Here is an 18,743-nt window from a genome sequence, read left to right as displayed (position 1 = left end):
CAATGAAGATTTTCTGGCGCGTCCTTCGCATCTTAATTTACACGCTGCTTCTGCTGCTGGTGGTGGCGATCGGCGCGCTGGTCGTTTTGACCGGCACTGAAGGCGGTCGCCAGAACCTCGCCAGCCTGATTTCGAAGATGGCTTCGAACGAGGACCGCAAGGTCACGGTCGCCGGCATCGAAGGCATCTGGTCGGGCGCGCTCAGGGTGGACCACGTCGTGCTGGAAGACCGCGCCGGCCCTTGGATGGTGGCGCGCAAAGTGGCGCTCGACTGGTCGCCGACGGCGCTGCTGTCCCGAAATTTCAATGCCGACCGCTTCGCCGCCGAGCGCATCGAGCTGGCGCGGCTGCCGCAGCCGAGCCAGCAGCCGTCGCAGGGCGGCTCGACGAGCCTGCCGGTGTCGATCGATGTGAAGCAGATCGACCTGCCGGAGATCGCCCTGGGACAGGAACTGGCTGGCTCCGGCATCGCCGAGCTGGCCGCCAAGGGCTCGCTCAAGGCCGATCCGTCGCCGCTGGCGATCCAAAGCGTGCTGAACGTTTCCCGCCATGATGGCAAGCAAGGCAATGTCGACGCCAAGATCCACTTCGCGCCGGCCGACAACAAGCTCGACCTCGATCTCAAGGCGTCGGAGCCGGCGGGCGGCATCATCGCCAATCTGCTCAAGCTGCCGGATGCGCCGCCGGTCAACATCGTCGTTTCCGGCAGCGGGCCGTTGGCCAACTGGAGCGGCGTCGGCACCTTCATGGTCGACGGCCGGATCGTCAGCCAGCTGACCGGCCGGCACCAGCTGACCGACAAGGGCCACCGCATCGAGGCCAATGGCGACGGCGAGTTCGAAGGGTTCCTGCCGGAGAAGATAAAGGCGCTGTTTGCCGGCAAGACGCGCTTCGACCTCGCCGGAACCGCGACCGCATCAGGCGGGCTCGATATCGAGCAGGCCACCATAGAGAGCGACTCCGTGCACGGTGCCGCGACCGGCAATGTCGATCCGAAGGGCGCCAGCGACCTGGCGGTGGAGCTCTCCGCCAAGGACAAGCCGGTAACCGTCGATGTCGGCAACAGCGCGGTTCCGATCCTGGTCTCGGTCGAAAAGGCGACGGTGCGCGCCTTCGGCGATGGCAAAGCGCCGATGGTCGATATCGGCACGTCGCTTACGTCGATCGCCGTCGGCGGCACCCAGCTCAACAACATTACGGGCGAGATCCATTCCGACGGCTTCGATGTGGAGACCCTCAGCGGCCCCGTCGCCATCAGGCTCGCGGCCGCCGGCCTGAAGACCGATGTGGCGACGCTGGCGCCGCTGGTGACCGGCAAGCTCGCCGCCGATCTTTCCGGCACGATCAGCCGCGAGACCGTGACCATCGACAAAGGCACCTTGCGCAGCGACGCGCTCAATGCCGGGCTGACGGCAAATGTGGCGCTGGCCGACCTGTCGATGACGCTGAAGATGAACGCCGACGCCATCTCGAAGGCGTTGCCGCCGCAGATCAGCTCGCTGCTTGGCGAGCGGGTGAAGTTCTCGGCCACCGCCACGCGCGATCCGCAAGGCGCGTTCGCCGCCAACTCGCTGGAGATCAGCTCCGGCTCGCTCAGCGCCAGCGGCACCGGCAGCATGCAGGGAACGGACCTTCAGGCCAACGTCAAGGGCACGCTGGGCGACGTCTCGCCGCTGTCGTCGCTCGCCGGCACGCCGCTTGCGGGCGGGGTCAATTTCGCGCTGAGCGCAAGCGGTCCGCGCCTTGCGCCGGATTTCACGGTGTCAGCCGACAGCGCCAGCCTGACGGCGGCTGGCCGTACCGTGAAGGAGATCAAGCTCTCGGCCAAGGGCAAGGCCGATATCGCCAATCCGACCGCCGACCTCTCGCTGACCGGCAATGCCGAGGGACAGGCGCTCGACATCGAAGCTTCGCTGGTGACCGCCGACGGCAAGCGCTCGATCAAGGGTCTCAGCCTGGCGCTCGGCGACAACAAGGTGTCGGGCGATCTCGTGCTCGACGACAAGTTCCTGCCGCTCGGCACGTTGACGCTTGCCGTGCCCGACATCGGACCGCTTGCGGCGCTCGGCAACCAGACCGCCACCGGCGATATCAACGGCACGATCGCCTTCGCCAAGGAGGGCGAGGCGCCGACCGTCACCATCAACGCGGCCAGCACGTCGATCGCGCGCGGCGATCTGGCGGCGAAAGCCATCACCGTCAACGCGCTGATCGCCAACTACCTGAAAGGGCCGGCGATCTCGGGCACGATCAAGGCCGATAACGTGACCTCCGGCAGCACGGTCGTCAGCGGCATCGGCATCGATTTGAAGCGCGACGGCGAGTGGACGAACTTTACCGGCGGCGCCACGGCGTCCGGCATTCCGGCCACCGCCACCGGCCGTGTGAAGATCGCCAATGGCACGACAAGCGTGGAGATCACGTCCGGCGAGGCGACGGTGCGCGGCATCAAGGCGGCCATCGCCGAGCCATCCAGCCTTTCCATCGCCAATGGCGTGACGACAATCGAGAAGCTCGCGCTCAATCTCGGCGGCGGCTCGGCAACCGTTTCCGGCAGCGCTGGCCAGACGCTCGGCCTGACGGCCAACCTCGCCAACCTCCCGGTGGCGCTCGCCAATGATTTCGTGTCCGGCCTCGATGGGGCTGGGACGGTGGAAGGCACGGCGCATGTCACGGGTCCGTCGTCCAACCCCGACGTGCAGTTCAACGCCAAGGTGGCGGGCGCCCAGACCAGCCAGACCCGGCAGGCGGGGCTGGGGCCGCTGGATCTGGACGCTGCCGGCAGCTACACGCTGGCGGGCGGCGTCGCCCTGGACCACGCCACGCTGTCGGGCGAAGGGATTTCCGGCAAGGCCGCCGGCACCCTCAATCCCAATGGCGCCAGCGACTTCTCCCTCGACCTCACATCATCCGGGGCCAGCCTGCCGTTGACGATCGGCAGCGCCGAAAGCCCGGTCAAGATCGCGGTCCAGTCCTTGTCGGCAAAAATGGCGGGCGAGAGCACGCAAGCGCGGCTCGATGTGTCCGCAATCCTGCCGTCCATTGCCGCCAGCCAGGCCAAGGTGGACGGTCTGACGCTCACGCTGCATTCGGATRCCTTCGACCTCAAGGGGCGGGCTGGTCAGGTTTCCGGCACGGTGTCGGTGGACAGGATCGGCCTCGATAATCCCATGATCGCGCCGCTGATCGCCGGCAAGGTCACGGCCAAGGTCAATGGCCGCCTGACAAGCGATGCCGTCGCCGTCAACAGCGGCTCGCTCACCAGCGATGCGCTCAACAGCCAGGTCGCCGGCCGGATATCGCTGGGCGACGGCGCGGTCGACCTCACCATGAAGGCCGATGTCGCTTCTTCCGCCCTGCCGGCCGCGGTGCGCGGCATGCTTGGCGAGACGGCTGCGTTGAGCGCCGTGCTGAAGCGCGATGCCAAAGGCAATGTCAATGTCGACGGGCTGAAGCTGAATTCTGGCGCGCTCAGCGCCGATGGCCAGGCGAGTCTTGCCGACGGCAAGCTCGCCGCCGGAATCAGGGGGGCGCTGAGCGATGTCTCGGGACTCTCGAAAGACGCCAAGGGCGCCATTGGCTTTGCCCTGAATGCGCAAGGCCCGGTCATCGCGCCCGACCTGTCGATGACGGTGGAGAGCGACCGGCTTACGGTCGCGGCGCGCGAGATCACCGGGCTGAAGCTTACGGCCAGCGGCAAGGCCGATGCCGCCAATCCGGCGGCGAATGTGCAGCTCACCGGAAATGTCGCCGGCCAGAACCTGCAGGGCAGCGCGGTGCTCGCCACGACCAATGGCAGCCGCGCGATCAACGGGCTTTTGCTGTCGCTCGGCCCCAACAAGATTTCGGGCAATCTCGCCCTCGACGACGCCTTCGTGCCGGTCGGCACCGTTTCGCTCGATTTGCCGGACATCGGGCCGCTCGCCGCGCTGGCGCTGGAAAAGGCAGAGGGCAATGTGCGCGGCACGATCGCCTTCACCAAGGCGGCCAACGGGCCGAATGTCGCGATCAAGGCGAACACTTCGGAGGTCAAGCGCGGCGATCTCTCGGCCAGGAATGTGGCCATCGACGCGCAGATCGCGAACTACATGGCAGCACCCGTCATCGCCGGCACGGTGCGCGCGGAGAGCGTGACGTCTGGCGGCACCGCCATCACCGGCATCAATGTCGATCTCAAGCGCGACGGCGACTGGACCGGCTTCTCGGGCGGCGCCACCGTCAAGAACATCCCGGCCAAGGCCGCCGGCCGCGTGAAGGTCGCCAACGGCACGACGACCGTCGAGCTCGCGTCCGGCCAGGCGACCGTGCAGGGCATCAAGGCGGCGATCGCKCAGGCCTCGACGATCAACATCGCCAACGGCGTGACGACGCTCGACCGGCTGGTTCTCAATCTCGGCGGCGGTACGGCGACGGTGACGGGCAAGGTCGCGCAGGCGCTCGACATCAACGCCAATCTGGCGAGGGTGCCGATCTCGCTCGCCAACAGTTTCTCGCCCGGTCTCGACGCGGCCGGTTCGATCTCGGGCACGGTTAAGGTCACCGGCGCGCCGGCGAGCCCCTCGGTCGCCTTCAACATCGATGCTTCAGGTGTGCAGACCTCGCAGACGCGCGGCGCCGGTCTCGGCGGCATGAACGTGTCGTCGTCCGGTACTTTCGCCGGCAACAAGCTCGCCTTCGACGCCAATATCAGCGATGGCGCCGGCCTCGGCCTCAAGGGCGGCGGCTCGGTGACGGTGGCGGGCACGCCGGCCCTGGTGCTCGACTTCAACGGCAAGGTGCCGTTCTCCTTCCTGGCCGCGAAACTCGCCGCGCAAGGGCTGGGGCTGACCGGAACCGCGAACGTCAATGTGCAGGTGCGCGGCCCGGCGTCGTCGCCGGTGATCGGCGGAACGGTCAGCACCTCCGGCGCCCGGCTGGTCGATGCCCGCTCCGGCCTTGCGGTGAACGACATCGCGGCGGACGTTTCGATCGGGAACGGCGTCGCCAGGATCAACCGGCTCACCGGCACGCTTTCGACGAAAGGCAATCTTTCGGCCAGCGGCACGGTGGGCATCGTGCCGGCGCAAGGCTTCCCGGCCGACCTGTCGATCAAGCTCATCGATGGCCGCTACACCGACGGCCGGGTGGTGACCGCCAATCTCGGCGGCGACCTGACGATCAAGGGGCCGCTCGTCTCGGCGCCGGTGATCGCCGGCACGATCAACCTGGCGAGGACGGTCATCACTGTCCCGGAAAAGCTGCCGGGGTCGCTTTCGGCGCTGGATGTCAAACACAAGAACGCGCCGGCGTCCGTGCGGGCGCAGGACAAGGCGCTGCGCCCGGCAACGTCCAGCGGCAGCAGCAAGAGCGGCAGCGGCCTGACGCTCGACGTGACGGTGAACGCGCCGAACCAGATCTTCATCCAGGGCAGGGGTGTCGACGCCGAGCTCGGCGGGTCGCTGAAGCTGACGGGGCCTGCCTCGTCGCCGCAGGCGGTCGGCACTTTCACCCTGCAGCGCGGACGGCTGACCATTCTCTCCAAACGGCTGACCTTCACCGAGGGCACGATCGGGTTCCAGGGTTCGCTGGTTCCCTATCTCAACATGACGGCGACCACGACGACGAGCAGCGCCACGGTCACGATCGTCGTGTCGGGTGAGGCGACCGATCCGAAGTTCACCTTCTCCTCCGTGCCGGCGCTGCCCCAGGACGAGGTGCTGGCGCAGCTCATCTTCGGCCAATCCATGTCCAAACTGTCACCGCTGCAGATCGCGCAACTTGCAAGCGCGGCCGCGCAACTGGCGGGCGTCGGCGGCTCGACCTCGCTGCTCGAGAACCTGCAAAGCGCCATCGGCGTCGACGATCTCGACGTKACGACGGACGAGAAGGGCGGCACCGCGGTTTCGGCCGGCAAATACCTCAACGACCGCACTTATGTGACCATACAGAAGGGCGACAAGCCGGGTTCCGGCAAGGCGACGATCGACCTCAATGTCGGTCGCGGCGTGAAGCTGCGCGGCGAGGCCAACGATGCAGGCGAAGCCAAGGGCGGCGTCTTCTACGAACGCGAATATTGAGGCTCAGCCTGCGTTTCTGCGCTCGCCCGGGGGGCTGTCCGCCGCGGGCGCGGGAGCCTTATCCGCATAAAATGTACTGATTTAATCGTTCGCGACGATTTTTTGGGAAATCGGCGTCGCGATAACAAATTTGCGTCAAGACTGTCGCTATCGCGCGAACCGGGTTGCAACCAAAGATGCACATTCCCGGCATGTTCCTACTCCACACCGTGTTTTGACATCACGGCCTGGATGCGGAATGTTACAAGGCGGAAAGCCAACAATGGGAGTAAGTCATGGCAATCTATAAAAGCAATGGTGATCGCGTTCCGGATCACATCCTGAAAATGGCCGAAGACGCCAAGTCAGGTAATGTGGACCGTCGCGAATTTCTGGCTTTGGCCAGCCTTTTCGGCGCATCGACGGCAATGGCCTACGGCATGCTCGGCCTCGCCGATCCGACGCCGGCCAGGGCCGAGGACGTGCAGGGCAAGAAGGGCGGCGTCCTGAAGGTCGCCATGTCCATCAAGGATCCCAAGGATCCGCRCACGGCGGACTGGTCGGAAATCTCCAATGCCGAGCGCCAGGCGCTCGAGCCGCTGGTGAAGTACACGAAGGAATACACCTTCGCGCCCTACCTGCTGGCGAGCTGGGACATCAATGACGACGCCACCGAGTATACGCTGCATGTGCGGCCGGGCGTCGAATGGAACAATGGCGACAAGTTCACCGCCGACGACGTGATCTATAATTTCACCCGCTGGGCCGACAAGGGCGCGGAAGGCAACTCGATGCCTGGCCGTCTTGGCAGCCTCGTCGACRACACGACCAAGAAGCTGCGCGAAGGCTCCGTCGTCAAGGTCGACGACATGACGGTCAAGCTCAAGCTGTCGAARCCCGACATCGCCATCATCCCGAACCTGTGCGACTATCCGGCGCTGGTGGTGCACAAAACCTTCGATGAGAAGGGCGCCAACTTCAAGAATTGCCCRATCGGCACCGGCCCGTTCGAGCTGGTTTCCTATGATGTCGRCCAGAAGGTGGTCTACAAGCGCCGCAYGACCGGCAAGTGGTGGCAGGGCGAGGCCTTCCTCGACGGGGTCGAGTTCATCGACTATGGCACCGATCCGGCCGCGACCGTCTCGGCTTTCGAATCGGGCGAAGTCCACACCAACCAYGAAACGACCGCCGACTATATCAAGATCATCGCCGATGTCGGCGCGCCGGTCTCGGAAGTCGTGACGGCGGCCACCGTGGTGTCGCGCTTCAACGTCACCCACAAGCCCTATGACGACCAGAAGGTTCGTCAGGCGATGCTGCTTGCCGTCGACAACGCCACCGTGCTGCAGCTCGGCTACGGCAATGCAGGCACGCCGGCCGAAAACCACCATGTCGCGCCGATCCATCCGGAATATGTCAAGCTGCCCGAGGTCAAGCGCGATATCGCCAAGGCCAAGCAGATGCTGACGGAAGCCGGCGCGATCGATTTCGAGCACGAGCTGATCAGCAACGACGAGGACTACCACAAGAACACCACGGACGCGATCGCGGCGCAGCTGCGCGAAGCCGGCATCAAGGTGAAGCGCACCGTGCTGCCGAGTTCGACCTTCTGGAACGACTGGACGAAGTATCCCTTCTCGGAGACCAACTGGAACATGCGCCCGCTGGGCATCCAGGTGATCGCCATCGCTTACCGCACCGGCGAAGCGTGGAACGAGACGGCCTACGCCAATCCGGACTTCGACAAGAAGGTTAATGAGGCGCTCGGCATCGCCGATGCGGAGAAGCGCAAGGTCGTGATGAAGGACATCGAGCAGATCCTGCAGGATTCCGGCATCATCATCCAGCCTTACTGGCGCAAGCTCTACATCAACATCAAGCCCGAGGTGAAGAACCACTCGATGCACCCCACCTACGAGCACGACTTCGGCAAGGTCTGGCTCGACCAGGCGTGATCCATGGCGCGATGAATACGAGGGGCAGCCGCCCCTCGTATTTGCAGCTTCGTTGTCGTTGCATGACCTGCAGCGGCGGCGGGGCGCCATCCGCATTACGAAACAGGGTTGAACGTATCTGACCCCAACCCGGCCGGCAGGGGGGCACACATGTTCTCATTCATCGCCAGACGCATCGGCACGATACTACTCACGATGCTGTGCCTGACGCTGGTCGTCTTCTTCCTCGTCAATCTCGAGCCCAATCTGAAGAAGCTGGCGATCAGCCAGACCGAGATGCACACGCCCGCCGACCAGCTTGAAAGCTGGCTGGTCAACCATGGCTACCGGCAGAATTTCTTCCTGCGTTACGGCCAGTGGCTGGGCGTCCTGCCGAAGCATCCGATCACCGATCCRGCGACCGGCAAGACCACGCAGCGCTTCTCCTTCTGCAACGACCCGACCGAGYCGCAATTCTCCRGCGTGYTGCAGGGCGATTTCGGCTGCTCGACCAAGTTCAAGACGACGGTCGCGGCGAAGCTCTTCCCGGCGCTCGGCGCCACCGGTTTGCTGATGTTCTGGGTGCTGGCGGTGATGGTGCCGATCTCGCTGCTGATCGGGATTCTGGCCGGCATGCGCGAAGGCTCGCGCACCGACCGCGTGCTGTCGGTCGCCTCGATCGCCTCGACAGCGACGCCCGAATATGTGTCGGGCGTCATCTTCACCGTCATCTTCGCATCCTGGCTCGGCTGGCTGAACGRCTCGGCGGCGTCCGCCAGCCAGGGCATCACRTTCTACAATTTCACGCTGCCGGTGATCACGCTGGCGATCTACGGCATAGGCTATATCGCGCGCATGACACGCGCCTCGATGGTCGAGGTGATGACGCAGCAATATATCCGCACAGCCCGGCTGAAGGGCCTGTCCTTCAGCAGCGTGGTGATCAAGCACGCGCTGCGCAACGCGCTGATCGCGCCCTTCACCGTCATCATGCTGCAGTTCCCGTGGCTGCTCACCGGCGTCGTCATCGTCGAGGTGATGTTCCGCTACCAGGGCTTTGGCTACACGCTGGTCGAAGCCGCCGGCAACAACGACATCGATCTGCTGCTCGGCTGCTCGCTGGTCTCGGTGTTCATCGTACTGATCACCCAGCTCATCTCGKATGYCGKCTWCKSSTTKMWMAAWMMRMGTATCAGGGTTCAGTAGGGGCAGGGCCGATGCAAACGGAATATATCAGCGCCTTCGATGTCGTTCTCGGCGTGCTCTGGCGGTTCTGGCCGGTCTGGGTGGCGCTCATCCTGGTGATGGGCGTGAGCTTCACCTACAGGCGGAAGCTCGGGCTCTACGGCCAGCTCTTCGACAGCGGCGTCGGCATCGCCGGCGTCTTCATCTGCCTGTTCTGGCTGTTCACGGCGATCTTTGCCTCCACCATCTCGCCCTTCGACCCGCTGGCTCAGGTCTCGGTGATGAAGGATACRCTGCCTGGCGCTATCGAACCGGCGTCGAAACTCGTCTACTATTTCGGCGGCGACAAGCTCGCCCGCGACGTGTTCTCGCGCATGGTCTATGGCAGCCAGATCGTTCTGATCATCGCGCCGGCCGCCACCGGCTTCGCGCTGATGGTGGGCATCACGCTTGGCCTGCCGGCCGGTTACTATGGCGGCAAGATCGACACGCTCTTGTCCTTCCTCGCCAATCTGGTGCTGGCCTTCCCGGTGATCCTGTTGTTCTACCTCCTGGTGACGCCGGGCATCATGGACACGCCGATCCCCTATGCGATGGCGGGATTGTTCTTCCTGTTCCCGATCATCTTCTTCTGCGTCCTGTTCTGGACCCGATACAAGAACCGGCCGGACCGRCTCTATATCCTGCTCGGCATCACGCTGGTCTTGGGCGGCTGGATCTATKCGGGCCTGGTCTTCGACAAGGATCCGCTGCACATCGTMCATATCGATCCCAACCAGCTCAACATCTTCGTGGCGGTGGTGTTCGCCTCCAGCCCCGGCGTGTTCCGCATCGTGCGCGGCCTGACCATGGACATCAAGACGCGCGACTATGTGGCGGCGGCGCAGACGCGCGGTGAATCGCCCTGGTACATCATGCTGTGGGAGATCCTRCCCAATGCGCGGGGCCCGCTGATCGTCGATGCGTGCCTGCGCATCGGCTACACGACGATCCTGCTCGGGACGCTCGGCTATTTCGGCCTGGGCCTGGCGCCGGAAAGCCCCGACTGGGGCACCGCGATCAAGGACGCCAGCCGGCTGTTGCGTTCCTTCATCCACCCAGCGCTGCCGCCGACGATCGCCCTGATGTCATTCGTGCTGGGGCTGAACCTTTTGGCGGACTCGCTGCGCGAACAGTCGATGAAGGATTGATGGTGGCGGTTCAGGCCCTACCTGCTGGAACAATTTAGGATTGGAGCGACCCATGAACGAGGCAGTTCGAAATCCGGCTCAACCCATCATCGAGATCGAGAACCTCTCGATCTCCTTCTTCACCCGCAAGGGCGAGATACCGGCCGTGATGGATTTTTCCTGCACGGTCATGCCCGGCGAGGCGATGGGCATCGTCGGCGAATCCGGCTGCGGCAAGTCGACCGTGTCGCTCGGCATCATGCGCGACCTCTCCAACATCGGAAAGATCGTCGGCGGGCGCATCAAGTTCCAGGGCAGGGACATGGGCGAGATGTCGGACGAAGAGCTGCGCGCCATCCGCGGCAACAAGATCGCCATGATCTACCAGGAGCCGATGGCAAGCCTCAATCCGGCGATGAAGATCGGCCAGCAACTGATGGAAGTGCCGCTGATCCACGACAAGGTATCGAAGGAAGAGGCGTATAATCGCGCGCTGGAGATGGTGCGTGCGGTGAAATTGCCCGATCCCGAGCGCATGATGCGCTCCTATCCGCATCAGTTGTCCGGCGGTCAGCAGCAGCGCATCGTGATCGCCATGGCGCTGTTGTCGAAGCCGGCGCTGCTTCTGCTCGACGAGCCGACCACCGCGCTCGACGTCACCGTCGAGGCCGGCATCGTCGAGCTGGTCAAGGGGCTCGGCGAGAAGTTCGGCACCTCGATGATCTTCGTCTCGCACAATCTCGGCCTCATCCTGGAAACCTGCGACAAGATCACGGTGATGTATTCCGGCGAGGCGGTCGAGACCGGCAAGATCGAGGACGTGTTCGACCGGATGCGCCACCCCTATACGCAAGGGCTGTTCCGCTCGATCCCGCTGCCCGGCGCCGACAAGAATTCGCGGCCGCTGATCTCCATTCCCGGACAGTTGCCGCTGCCGCATGAGCGGCCGAAGGGCTGCAATTTCGGGCCGCGCTGCCACCATTTCGTCGAGGGCGTCTGCAACGCGGCGGAAATCCCGATGATCCCGGTCGAGGGCCATGAGGGGCATTTCTCGCGCTGCGTGCGCTTCAACGAGATCGACTGGGAGGCGCTGCCGCCCGGCGCCAAGAAGGTCAACGAAAAGGTCGAGCCCGGTGCGCCGGTGCTGAAGATCCAGGACCTCAAGAAATACTACAAGGTCGGCGGCAGCGAGGTGTTCGGCTCCAGCGAAGGCCGCGTCGTCAAGGCCAACGAGACGATCTCGTTCACCGCGCGCGAATCCGAGACGGTGGCGATCGTCGGCGAGTCCGGCTGCGGGAAGTCGACGCTGGCCAAGGTGCTGCTCGGCCTCGAGACCGCCAGCTCCGGCACGGTGACTTTGGCCAACAAGGAAATCCAGTCTACGGGGATCGAGAACCGCGGCGTCGACACGGTCTCGTCGATCCAGATGGTGTTCCAGAATCCGTTCGACACGCTGAATCCCAGCCACAGCGTCGGCTCGCAGATCATCCGCACGCTGGAGAAGTTCAATGTCGGCAAGAATGTCGCCGAGYGGCGCCAGCGCATGCTGGAGCTGCTCGATCTGGTGAAGCTGCCCAGGGCCTTCGAGACGCGCAAGCCGCGCCAGCTTTCGGGGGGCCAGAAGCAGCGCATCGGCGTCGCGCGCGCCTTTGCCGGCGACGCCAAGGTGGTGGTGGCCGACGAGCCGGTCTCGGCGCTCGACGTCTCGGTGCAGGCGGCGGTGACCGAACTCTTGATGGACATCCAGCGCAAGAACAAGACGACGATGCTGTTCATCAGCCACGATCTGTCGGTGGTGCGCTATATCGCCGATCGCGTCGTCGTCATGTATCTGGGCTATATCGTCGAGCAGGGCACGACCGACCAGATCTTCTCGCCGCCTTACCACCCCTACACTGAGGCGCTGCTGTCCGCGATCCCGATCGCCGACACCAGCGTGGTCAAGAAGCACATCGTGCTCGAAGGCGACATCCCGTCGGCGATGAACCCACCGACCGGCTGCCCGTTCCAGACGCGTTGCGGCTACAAGAAGCTGGTGCCGGACAATCTGTGCGAGACCAAGGTGCCGCCGGTGAAGAATCTCGGCGGCGGCCATACGAGCCTGTGCTGGCTTTCGGACGACGTGCTGGCCAAGATGGAGCCGGTCATCAAGTTCGACAAGGAGCACGCCGCGCGTGAGGGCGTTCCGGACGATGCGCCGCATGGCGAGGGGCCGGGCTTTGCCGGCACGCCGCCGCAGCGCCCGGACGGCAAAAACGCCAGTGCGGAAGCTGATGCGACCGGAGAAGGCGTCGAGGAGAACGACGCGGTGCTTAAAGCCCGTCGCCATGAAGTGCGCGACGAGGATTCGGAAACCGGTGTCTCAAGGCCGAAGGACACGACAAGGCGGCATTAACCCCAGAAGGGTGTCAGCTGCCGCATTGCCGTAGCTGCGCGGCGTAGTCGCGGGCCATCTGGTCGGTGGCGCGCGCGTAGCTTTGCACGCCGGCGTCGCCGCGGTTGCCGCGGCCATAGGCTGTCCAGCCGAGATAGTACGCCAGATAGAGATTATAGGTGTCGTTGCGGGCGACACCGAACGTGTCGGCGGTCTTGGAATGGTACCAGCCGACGAAATCGATGGCGTCGGCAAAGCGTGTCCGGCGCGCCGCCCAGTTGCCGGTCTCGCTTTGATATTGCGACCAGGTGCCGTCGAGCGCCTGCGAATAGCCGGTGGCACTCGAGACATGGGTCCACGGGATGAAGCCGAGCAGCTTGGTGCGCGGCGGGCGGGCATTGCTCTTGAAGCCGGATTCCTTACGCACCGTGGCCATCAGCACGGGAACGGGGATGCCGTATTTCCGCTCGGTCCGCTCGGCGGCGGACTGCCAGTTGTCGAACCAGCCGTCATTCTGGTCGAAGACGGCGCAGACATTGTTGATGTGGCTGGGCGCCGTCGCGCAGGCCGAAAGCGCCAGCAGCACGGAAACAGCGACAATTTTACTAAAACTCGACCTACGCATTGGACGACGAATAGGCCGAAATCATAAAAGGAGTCTTGCTCGCTTCCTTAACGCGGACGTGGCGGCATGAAAAATCGAATATCGGTATTACGACCGCCTGTGTCGTAATTCTTTTCTTCGATTTTGAGAAATGCCGCCTTGGCTAAAATCACGCCGGCAAATGGCGAATTCCTGACAGCTCGCATGTGATGCCGGCGCTCTGATGCGCGCATGAGCGAACCAAGACGCAAGCGCGGCGAGCGCACCAGCAACCGGGGACCAGCCGCCATCCCGCAACTGCCACGACGGCGGGTGGAGAATCCCTACCCGCCGATGGCGCTGCTGTCGGCCGACCAGATCGAGGCCATCCACCAGGCATCGATGCATATCCTGGAAAACTTCGGCATCGAGGTGATGAGCCCGCGCGCGCTGTCGCTGTTCGAGCGCRCCGGGGCCAAGGTCGACCACGGCTCGATGAATGTGCGCGTCGATCGCGGCATGGTCGAGGAGGCGCTGAAGTCGACGCGTTCGACCTACATGCTGATGCCTCGAAACCCGAACAACGCCATCCATCTCGGCGATAGCACCATCAACTTCACACTCGTCGCCGGCCCGCCCAATGTGCACGACATGGAACGCGGCCGGCGCGCCGGCAACCTTGACGACTATTCGGACCTCGTGCGGCTGGCGCAGCATTTCAACTGCATCCACATGCTGGGAAACCAGGTCTGCGCGCCGATCGAGCTGCCGGCGAACACAAGGCATATGGACACCTATTTCGCCAATCTGACGCTGACCGACAAATGTTTCCATGTCTCAGCGATCGGGCGGGGGAGGGCGCTCGACGGCATCGAGATGATGGCGATCGCGCGTGGGCTGACGCTGGATCAGATGGCGCAGGACCCCGGCGTCACCACCATCATTTCTGTCAACTCGCCGCGCCGCTTCGACGAGATGATGGCCGAAGGGCTGATGACCATGGCCGAATACGGCCAATCGGTGGCGGTGACGCCATTCACGCTGATGGGCGCGATGAGCCCGGTGACGCTTGCCGGCGCGCTGGCGCAGCAGAACGCCGAAGCGTTGTTYGGCATCGTGCTGACACAGTTGGTTCGCCCCGGCGCGCCGGTGATGTATGGCGCCTTCACCTCCAATGTCGACATGAAGTCGGGCGCGCCGGCCTTCGGCACGCCGGAAAACACCAAGGCCAACATCGCCTCCGGGCAGTTGGCGCGACGCTACAACTTGCCCTACCGCACGACGCCGGGCTCGGCCTYCAACGCCGCCGACGCGCAGGGCGCCTATGAGACGATGATGGCGCTGTGGGGCGCGGTGCTCGGCCATGGCAACCTCGTCTATCATGCCGCCGGCTGGYAGGAGGGCGGGCTGACGGCCTCGTTCGAGAAGCTCATCATCGATGTCGAGCTGATCCAGCACATGATAGAGTTCCTGCGGCCGATCGCGGTCGACGAGGCGGAGCTCGCGGTCGAGGCGCTGGGCGCGGTGCCGACGGGCGGCCACTTCTTCGGCGAGCCGCACACGCTGGAGCGTTATGCCACCGCCTTCTACCAGCCGATGCTTTCCAACTGGCAGAATTACGAGGCCTGGCAGGAGGCTGGCGCGCTCGACACGACGGCGCGCGCGACCAGGCTTTGGAAGAAGGCGCTGGAGGAATATGTCCAGCCGGTTATGGATCCCGCCGTGCGCGAAGCGCTCGAAGCCTATATGGCGCGTCGCAAGGAAGCGATCGGGCAAGGCGAGCCGTGAGGGAACAGCTTCCCATCCTGATTCATTTCAATCTCTCAACTCACTGAACCAACGAGAAAAAGTCCATGAAGTCGCATGCAAAGGTCGTGGTCATCGGCGGCGGTGTCGTCGGAAGCTCGGTGCTGTTCCATCTTGCCCGCCATGGCTGGACCGATGTCGTGCTGCTGGAACGCGATGAGCTGACGTCGGGCTCGACCTGGCATGCGGCCGGCGGCATGCACACCATCAATGGCGATCCCAACGTCGCCAAGCTGCAGAAATACACGATCTCGCTCTACAAGGAGATCGAGGAGCTTTCGGGACAGGCGACCGGCGTGCACCTGACCGGCGGCGTGCTCCTGGYGGCGACCGAGGCGCGGCTCGACTGGCTGCGCGGCGTGGTGTCCAAGGGCCGCTATCTCGGCATCGACCTGGAGGTGATCTCGGCGAAGGAGGCGGCGGAATTGATGCCGCTCATCGATCCCAGCCAATTCGTCGGCGCCGTGCGCAACAAGGAGGACGGCCATCTCGACCCGTCCGGCGTGACGCATGCCTATGCCAAAGCGGCGCGGAAACTCGGCGCCGAGGTCGAGCGCTTCACCAAGGTCGAGGACATCGTGCGCCGGCCCGACGGCTTATGGCGCGTCATCACCAACAAGGGCGATGTCATTGCCGAGCATGTCGTCAATGCCGGCGGGCTCTGGGCGCGCGAGGTCGGCCGCATGGTCGGGCTGGAACTGCCGGTGCTCGCCATGGAGCATATGTACCTGATCACCGAGGACATGCCGGAAGTCGCCGACTGGAACAAGAAGACCGGCACCGAGATCATCCACGCGGTCGACTTCGACGGCGAGCTCTATCTGCGCCAAGAGCGCGGCGGCATGCTGATGGGCACCTATGAAAAGGCGAACAAGGTCTGGTCGGAGTTCAGCACACCTTGGAATTTCGGCCATGAACTGCTGGAGCCGGATATCGACCGCATCGCGCCGTCRCTGGAAGTCGGCTTCCGCCACTTCCCCGCTTTCCAGAAGACCGGCATCAAGCAGATCATCAACGGCCCCTTCACCTTCGCGCCCGACGGCAATCCGCTGGTCGGTCCGGTACGCGGCCTGCCGGGCTTCTGGGTCGCCTGCGGCGTCATGGCCGGCTTCAGCCAGGGCGGCGGCGTCGGCCTTGCGCTCYCCAACTGGATGATCGAGGGCGATCCGGGCGCCGACATCTGGGCGATGGACGTGGCGCGCTACGGCGATTGGGCGACGATGGCCTACACCAATGCCAAGGTGCGCGAGAATTATTCGCGGCGTTTTTCGATCCGCTTCCCGAACGAGGAGCTGCCTGCCGGCCGTCCGCTCAAGACGACGCCTCTCTACGACACGCTTGCCGCCAGGGGCGCGCAATGGGGCGTATCCTATGGGCTCGAAGTGCCGCTCTGGTATGCGCCGGAAGGCGTCACCGACGAGTTTTCCTGGCGGCGTTCGACCGACTTCGATCATGTCGGCAAGGAGGTCGCGACGGTGCGCAACGGCGCCGGCCTGTCGGAGATTTCGAACTTCGCCAAATACAAGGTGACGGGCGAGGGAGCTGCTGGATGGCTCGACCGCATATTCGCCTGCAAGCTGTCCAGGCGTGGCCGCATGACGCTGGCGCCGATGCTGAAGGAGGACGGCAAGCTGATCGGCGATTTCACTTTGGCCAACATCGACGACGCAGAGTGGTTCATCGCCGGCTCCGGCATCGCCGAGCAGTACCACATGCGCTGGTTCGAGGCGCATCTGCCCAAGGATGATGGCTTGGTGYGGATCGAGGCGCTGGGCCAGAAGCTCACCGGCCTTGCGATCGCCGGGCCGAAGGCGAGGGAGGTGCTGGCCAAGGTTACCCGCGCCGACATCTCCAACGCCGCGTTCCCGTTCATGGCGGTTGCGCGAATGGATATCGGCATGGCGCCGTGCCTCGTCGGCCGCGTCAGCTATACCGGCGATCTCGGCTACGAGATCTGGGTGGCGCCGGAATACCAGCGTGCCGCCTATCAGGCGCTGGTCAAAGCCGGCGAGGAATTCGGCATCGGCCTGTTCGGCTCGCGCGCGCTCAACGCGCTGAGGCTCGAAAAGAATTACGGCTCGTGGGCGCGCGAGTACCGGCCGATCTACGGCCCGGTCGAGGCCGGGCTCGACCGTTTCGTCGCCTATGGCAAGGACGCGGATTTCATCGGCAAGCAAGCAGCGCTGGCTGAACGCAGAGAGGGCGGCAAGCTCAGGCTGCGCGCCTTCATCGTCGAGGCCGCTGATGCCGATGTGATCGGTGACGAGGCGATCTGGCACGACGGYGTCGTGCGTGGCTGGGTCACGTCCGGCGGTTATGCGCATAATGCGAAGACGTCGGTCGCCATGGGTTATGTGCCGAAGGAGATCGCCGACAGACCGGACGGTTTCGAAATCGAGATCCTCGGCAAGCGCCACACGGCGCGCATTCAGGCGGCGCCGCTGTTCGACGCCAATTTCGAGCGGATGCGCGGCTAGGGCAATTCCAGGAAAAAGTGCGAAGCGGTTTCCCGTCCGGAATTGCGTAAAAACAAAAAGCTCCCGGGCGCAACCTGGATGCTTCAAGCGCCGCGGCGGTTGTCCAGTGCGAAAGCGCCGGACCCGGCGAAGATCAGGTAGAGGAAGATGAAGCAGAAGGAGATCGCCAAGTCGCCACCGTTGTTGACGGGGAAGAAGCCGCGCGGGAAGTGCGCCATGAAATAGGCGATGGCCATTTCGCCGGCCAGAAGGAACGCGACCGGGCGGGTGAAGAGGCCGAGCGCCAACAGGATGCCGCCGGCGAATTCGAGGATGYCGGCAGYCGTCGTCAGCCCGGTCAGGGCGTGCGGCTCGGYGCTGGCCGGGAAGTTGAACAGCTTCTGCGAGCCATGTTCGATGAACTGCAAGGCAGTCATGATGCGCAACACGCCCAGCGCTTGCGGACGGTACCGGGTGAGGCCTTCGAAAAGCTTCATCTAAAACTCCATTTTAGCCTCCCCGTCCGGCCATAAATTATCGCCCGGCAGTGGACCACTCACTTCCCATGGCTCGCCATCAACAATCGGTGAGTGGAAATGGTTTCATTTTTCCCAGAACCATTCTCGCAATGGTTGCATATCTATCCTTAAAGTTGTATTTGTGGATGGAGGCATCAACCGCACGGATCCGCTTTGCCATGAAAAAAGTCGTCATTGTCAGCCTGTTCGCAATCCTCGCAGGCACCAGCTTCGCCGCAGCCGCAGACGCGGGTTGCGATGCCTTCAAATGGCCGGTCGCGCGCGAGCAAGCCCTGTTTCCGACAGCGCCCRCGGCTCAGTCCGGCRCTACCCTCACGGTCGGGCAAGCGGCGGATTTCTCGCTTGAAGCCGTGGACATGGTCAGCTTCGAAGTGCCGCCAGACCGTGCACCGAAAGCCGGCACGTTCGGCGCGATCGCAAATGTGACCGTGCCGCCTGATGGGGAGCTGCAGCTCAGCCTGTCCGACGAGGCCTGGATCGACGTCGTGCAGGATGGCAAGACCGTGAAATCGTCGGCATTCAGCGGCGCGAGGACCTGCCCGGGAATCCGCAAGAGCGTTCGCTTCAAGCTCGCGGGCGGCGCGGCGATCATCCAGGTCAGCGGTGCGAAAAAGGCCGATCTGAAGCTGGCGGTGCTGACGCCGGAGTGACCCGGCGCCAGC

9 protein-coding genes and 1 pseudogene are annotated in these 18,743 nt (G+C 64.1%); 8 read left to right on the top strand and 2 right to left on the bottom strand.

Annotated elements, in window-relative coordinates; all coding sequences use genetic code 11:
* Positions 1–2 precede the first annotated feature (2 nt).
* The 5 genes and pseudogenes from LCM4576_RS10960 to LCM4576_RS10940 all read left to right on the top strand — a co-directional run bounded on the left by LCM4576_RS10960 (position 3) and on the right by LCM4576_RS10940 (position 12,718).
* Entirely contained in the window at positions 3–6,056 is a 6,054-nt protein-coding gene (locus LCM4576_RS10960) for a translocation/assembly module TamB domain-containing protein (protein WP_071032120.1), read from the top strand.
* A gap of 275 nt (positions 6,057–6,331) precedes the next feature.
* Positions 6,332–7,990 (top strand): ABC transporter substrate-binding protein, encoded by a 1,659-nt coding sequence (locus LCM4576_RS10955; protein ID WP_071032119.1) that lies wholly within the window; start codon positions 6,332–6,334, stop codon positions 7,988–7,990.
* 150 nt (positions 7,991–8,140) lie between these two features.
* Positions 8,141–9,175 (top strand): annotated as a pseudogene (locus LCM4576_RS10950) (ABC transporter permease).
* Between the two features lie 11 nt (positions 9,176–9,186).
* On the top strand, positions 9,187–10,344 hold the full coding sequence (locus LCM4576_RS10945; protein ID WP_071032118.1) for an ABC transporter permease: 1,158 nt from the start codon (positions 9,187–9,189) through the stop codon (positions 10,342–10,344).
* Between the two features lie 52 nt (positions 10,345–10,396).
* Complete coding sequence (locus LCM4576_RS10940) at positions 10,397–12,718, top strand: ABC transporter ATP-binding protein (RefSeq protein ID WP_071032117.1); 2,322 nt, start codon at positions 10,397–10,399, stop codon at positions 12,716–12,718.
* A 13-nt stretch (positions 12,719–12,731) separates the two neighbouring features.
* Here the strand turns inward: LCM4576_RS10940 and LCM4576_RS10935 are convergent, their stop codons facing one another.
* A complete protein-coding gene (locus tag LCM4576_RS10935; RefSeq protein ID WP_040984164.1) occupies positions 12,732–13,322 on the bottom strand; it encodes a membrane protein in 591 nt (196 codons plus the stop codon).
* Between the two features lie 210 nt (positions 13,323–13,532).
* Between LCM4576_RS10935 and LCM4576_RS10930 the strand changes: the two genes are divergently transcribed.
* The gene (locus tag LCM4576_RS10930) at positions 13,533–15,068 is read left to right on the top strand and encodes a trimethylamine methyltransferase family protein (RefSeq protein ID WP_071032116.1); all 1,536 of its coding nucleotides are present in this window, start codon (positions 13,533–13,535) and stop codon (positions 15,066–15,068) included.
* A gap of 65 nt (positions 15,069–15,133) precedes the next feature.
* Positions 15,134–17,563 (top strand): FAD-dependent oxidoreductase, encoded by a 2,430-nt coding sequence (locus tag LCM4576_RS10925; protein ID WP_071032115.1) that lies wholly within the window; start codon positions 15,134–15,136, stop codon positions 17,561–17,563.
* Positions 17,564–17,646: 83 nt separating this feature from the next.
* Here LCM4576_RS10925 and LCM4576_RS10920 read toward each other — a convergent pair whose 3' ends face one another.
* On the bottom strand, positions 17,647–18,039 hold the full coding sequence (locus LCM4576_RS10920) for a DoxX family protein (protein WP_071032114.1): 393 nt from the start codon (positions 18,037–18,039) through the stop codon (positions 17,647–17,649).
* Positions 18,040–18,239: 200 nt separating this feature from the next.
* Between LCM4576_RS10920 and LCM4576_RS10915 the strand changes: the two genes are divergently transcribed.
* Positions 18,240–18,731, top strand: coding sequence for a hypothetical protein (locus LCM4576_RS10915; RefSeq protein ID WP_071032137.1), 492 nt, complete (start codon positions 18,240–18,242; stop codon positions 18,729–18,731).
* Positions 18,732–18,743 lie beyond the last annotated feature (12 nt).

Source organism: Mesorhizobium sp. LCM 4576 (assembly GCF_001854815.1).
Taxonomy (GTDB): domain Bacteria; phylum Pseudomonadota; class Alphaproteobacteria; order Rhizobiales; family Rhizobiaceae; genus Mesorhizobium; species Mesorhizobium plurifarium.
This window is presented reverse-complemented; position numbering and strand designations above follow the sequence as displayed.

What these genes read in the sequence shown, in the direction of transcription:
- LCM4576_RS10935 (WP_040984164.1), bottom strand. Translation starts at nt 13,322, where the DNA reads ATGCGTAGGTCGAGTTTTAGTAAAATTGTCGCTGTTTCCGTGCTGCTG.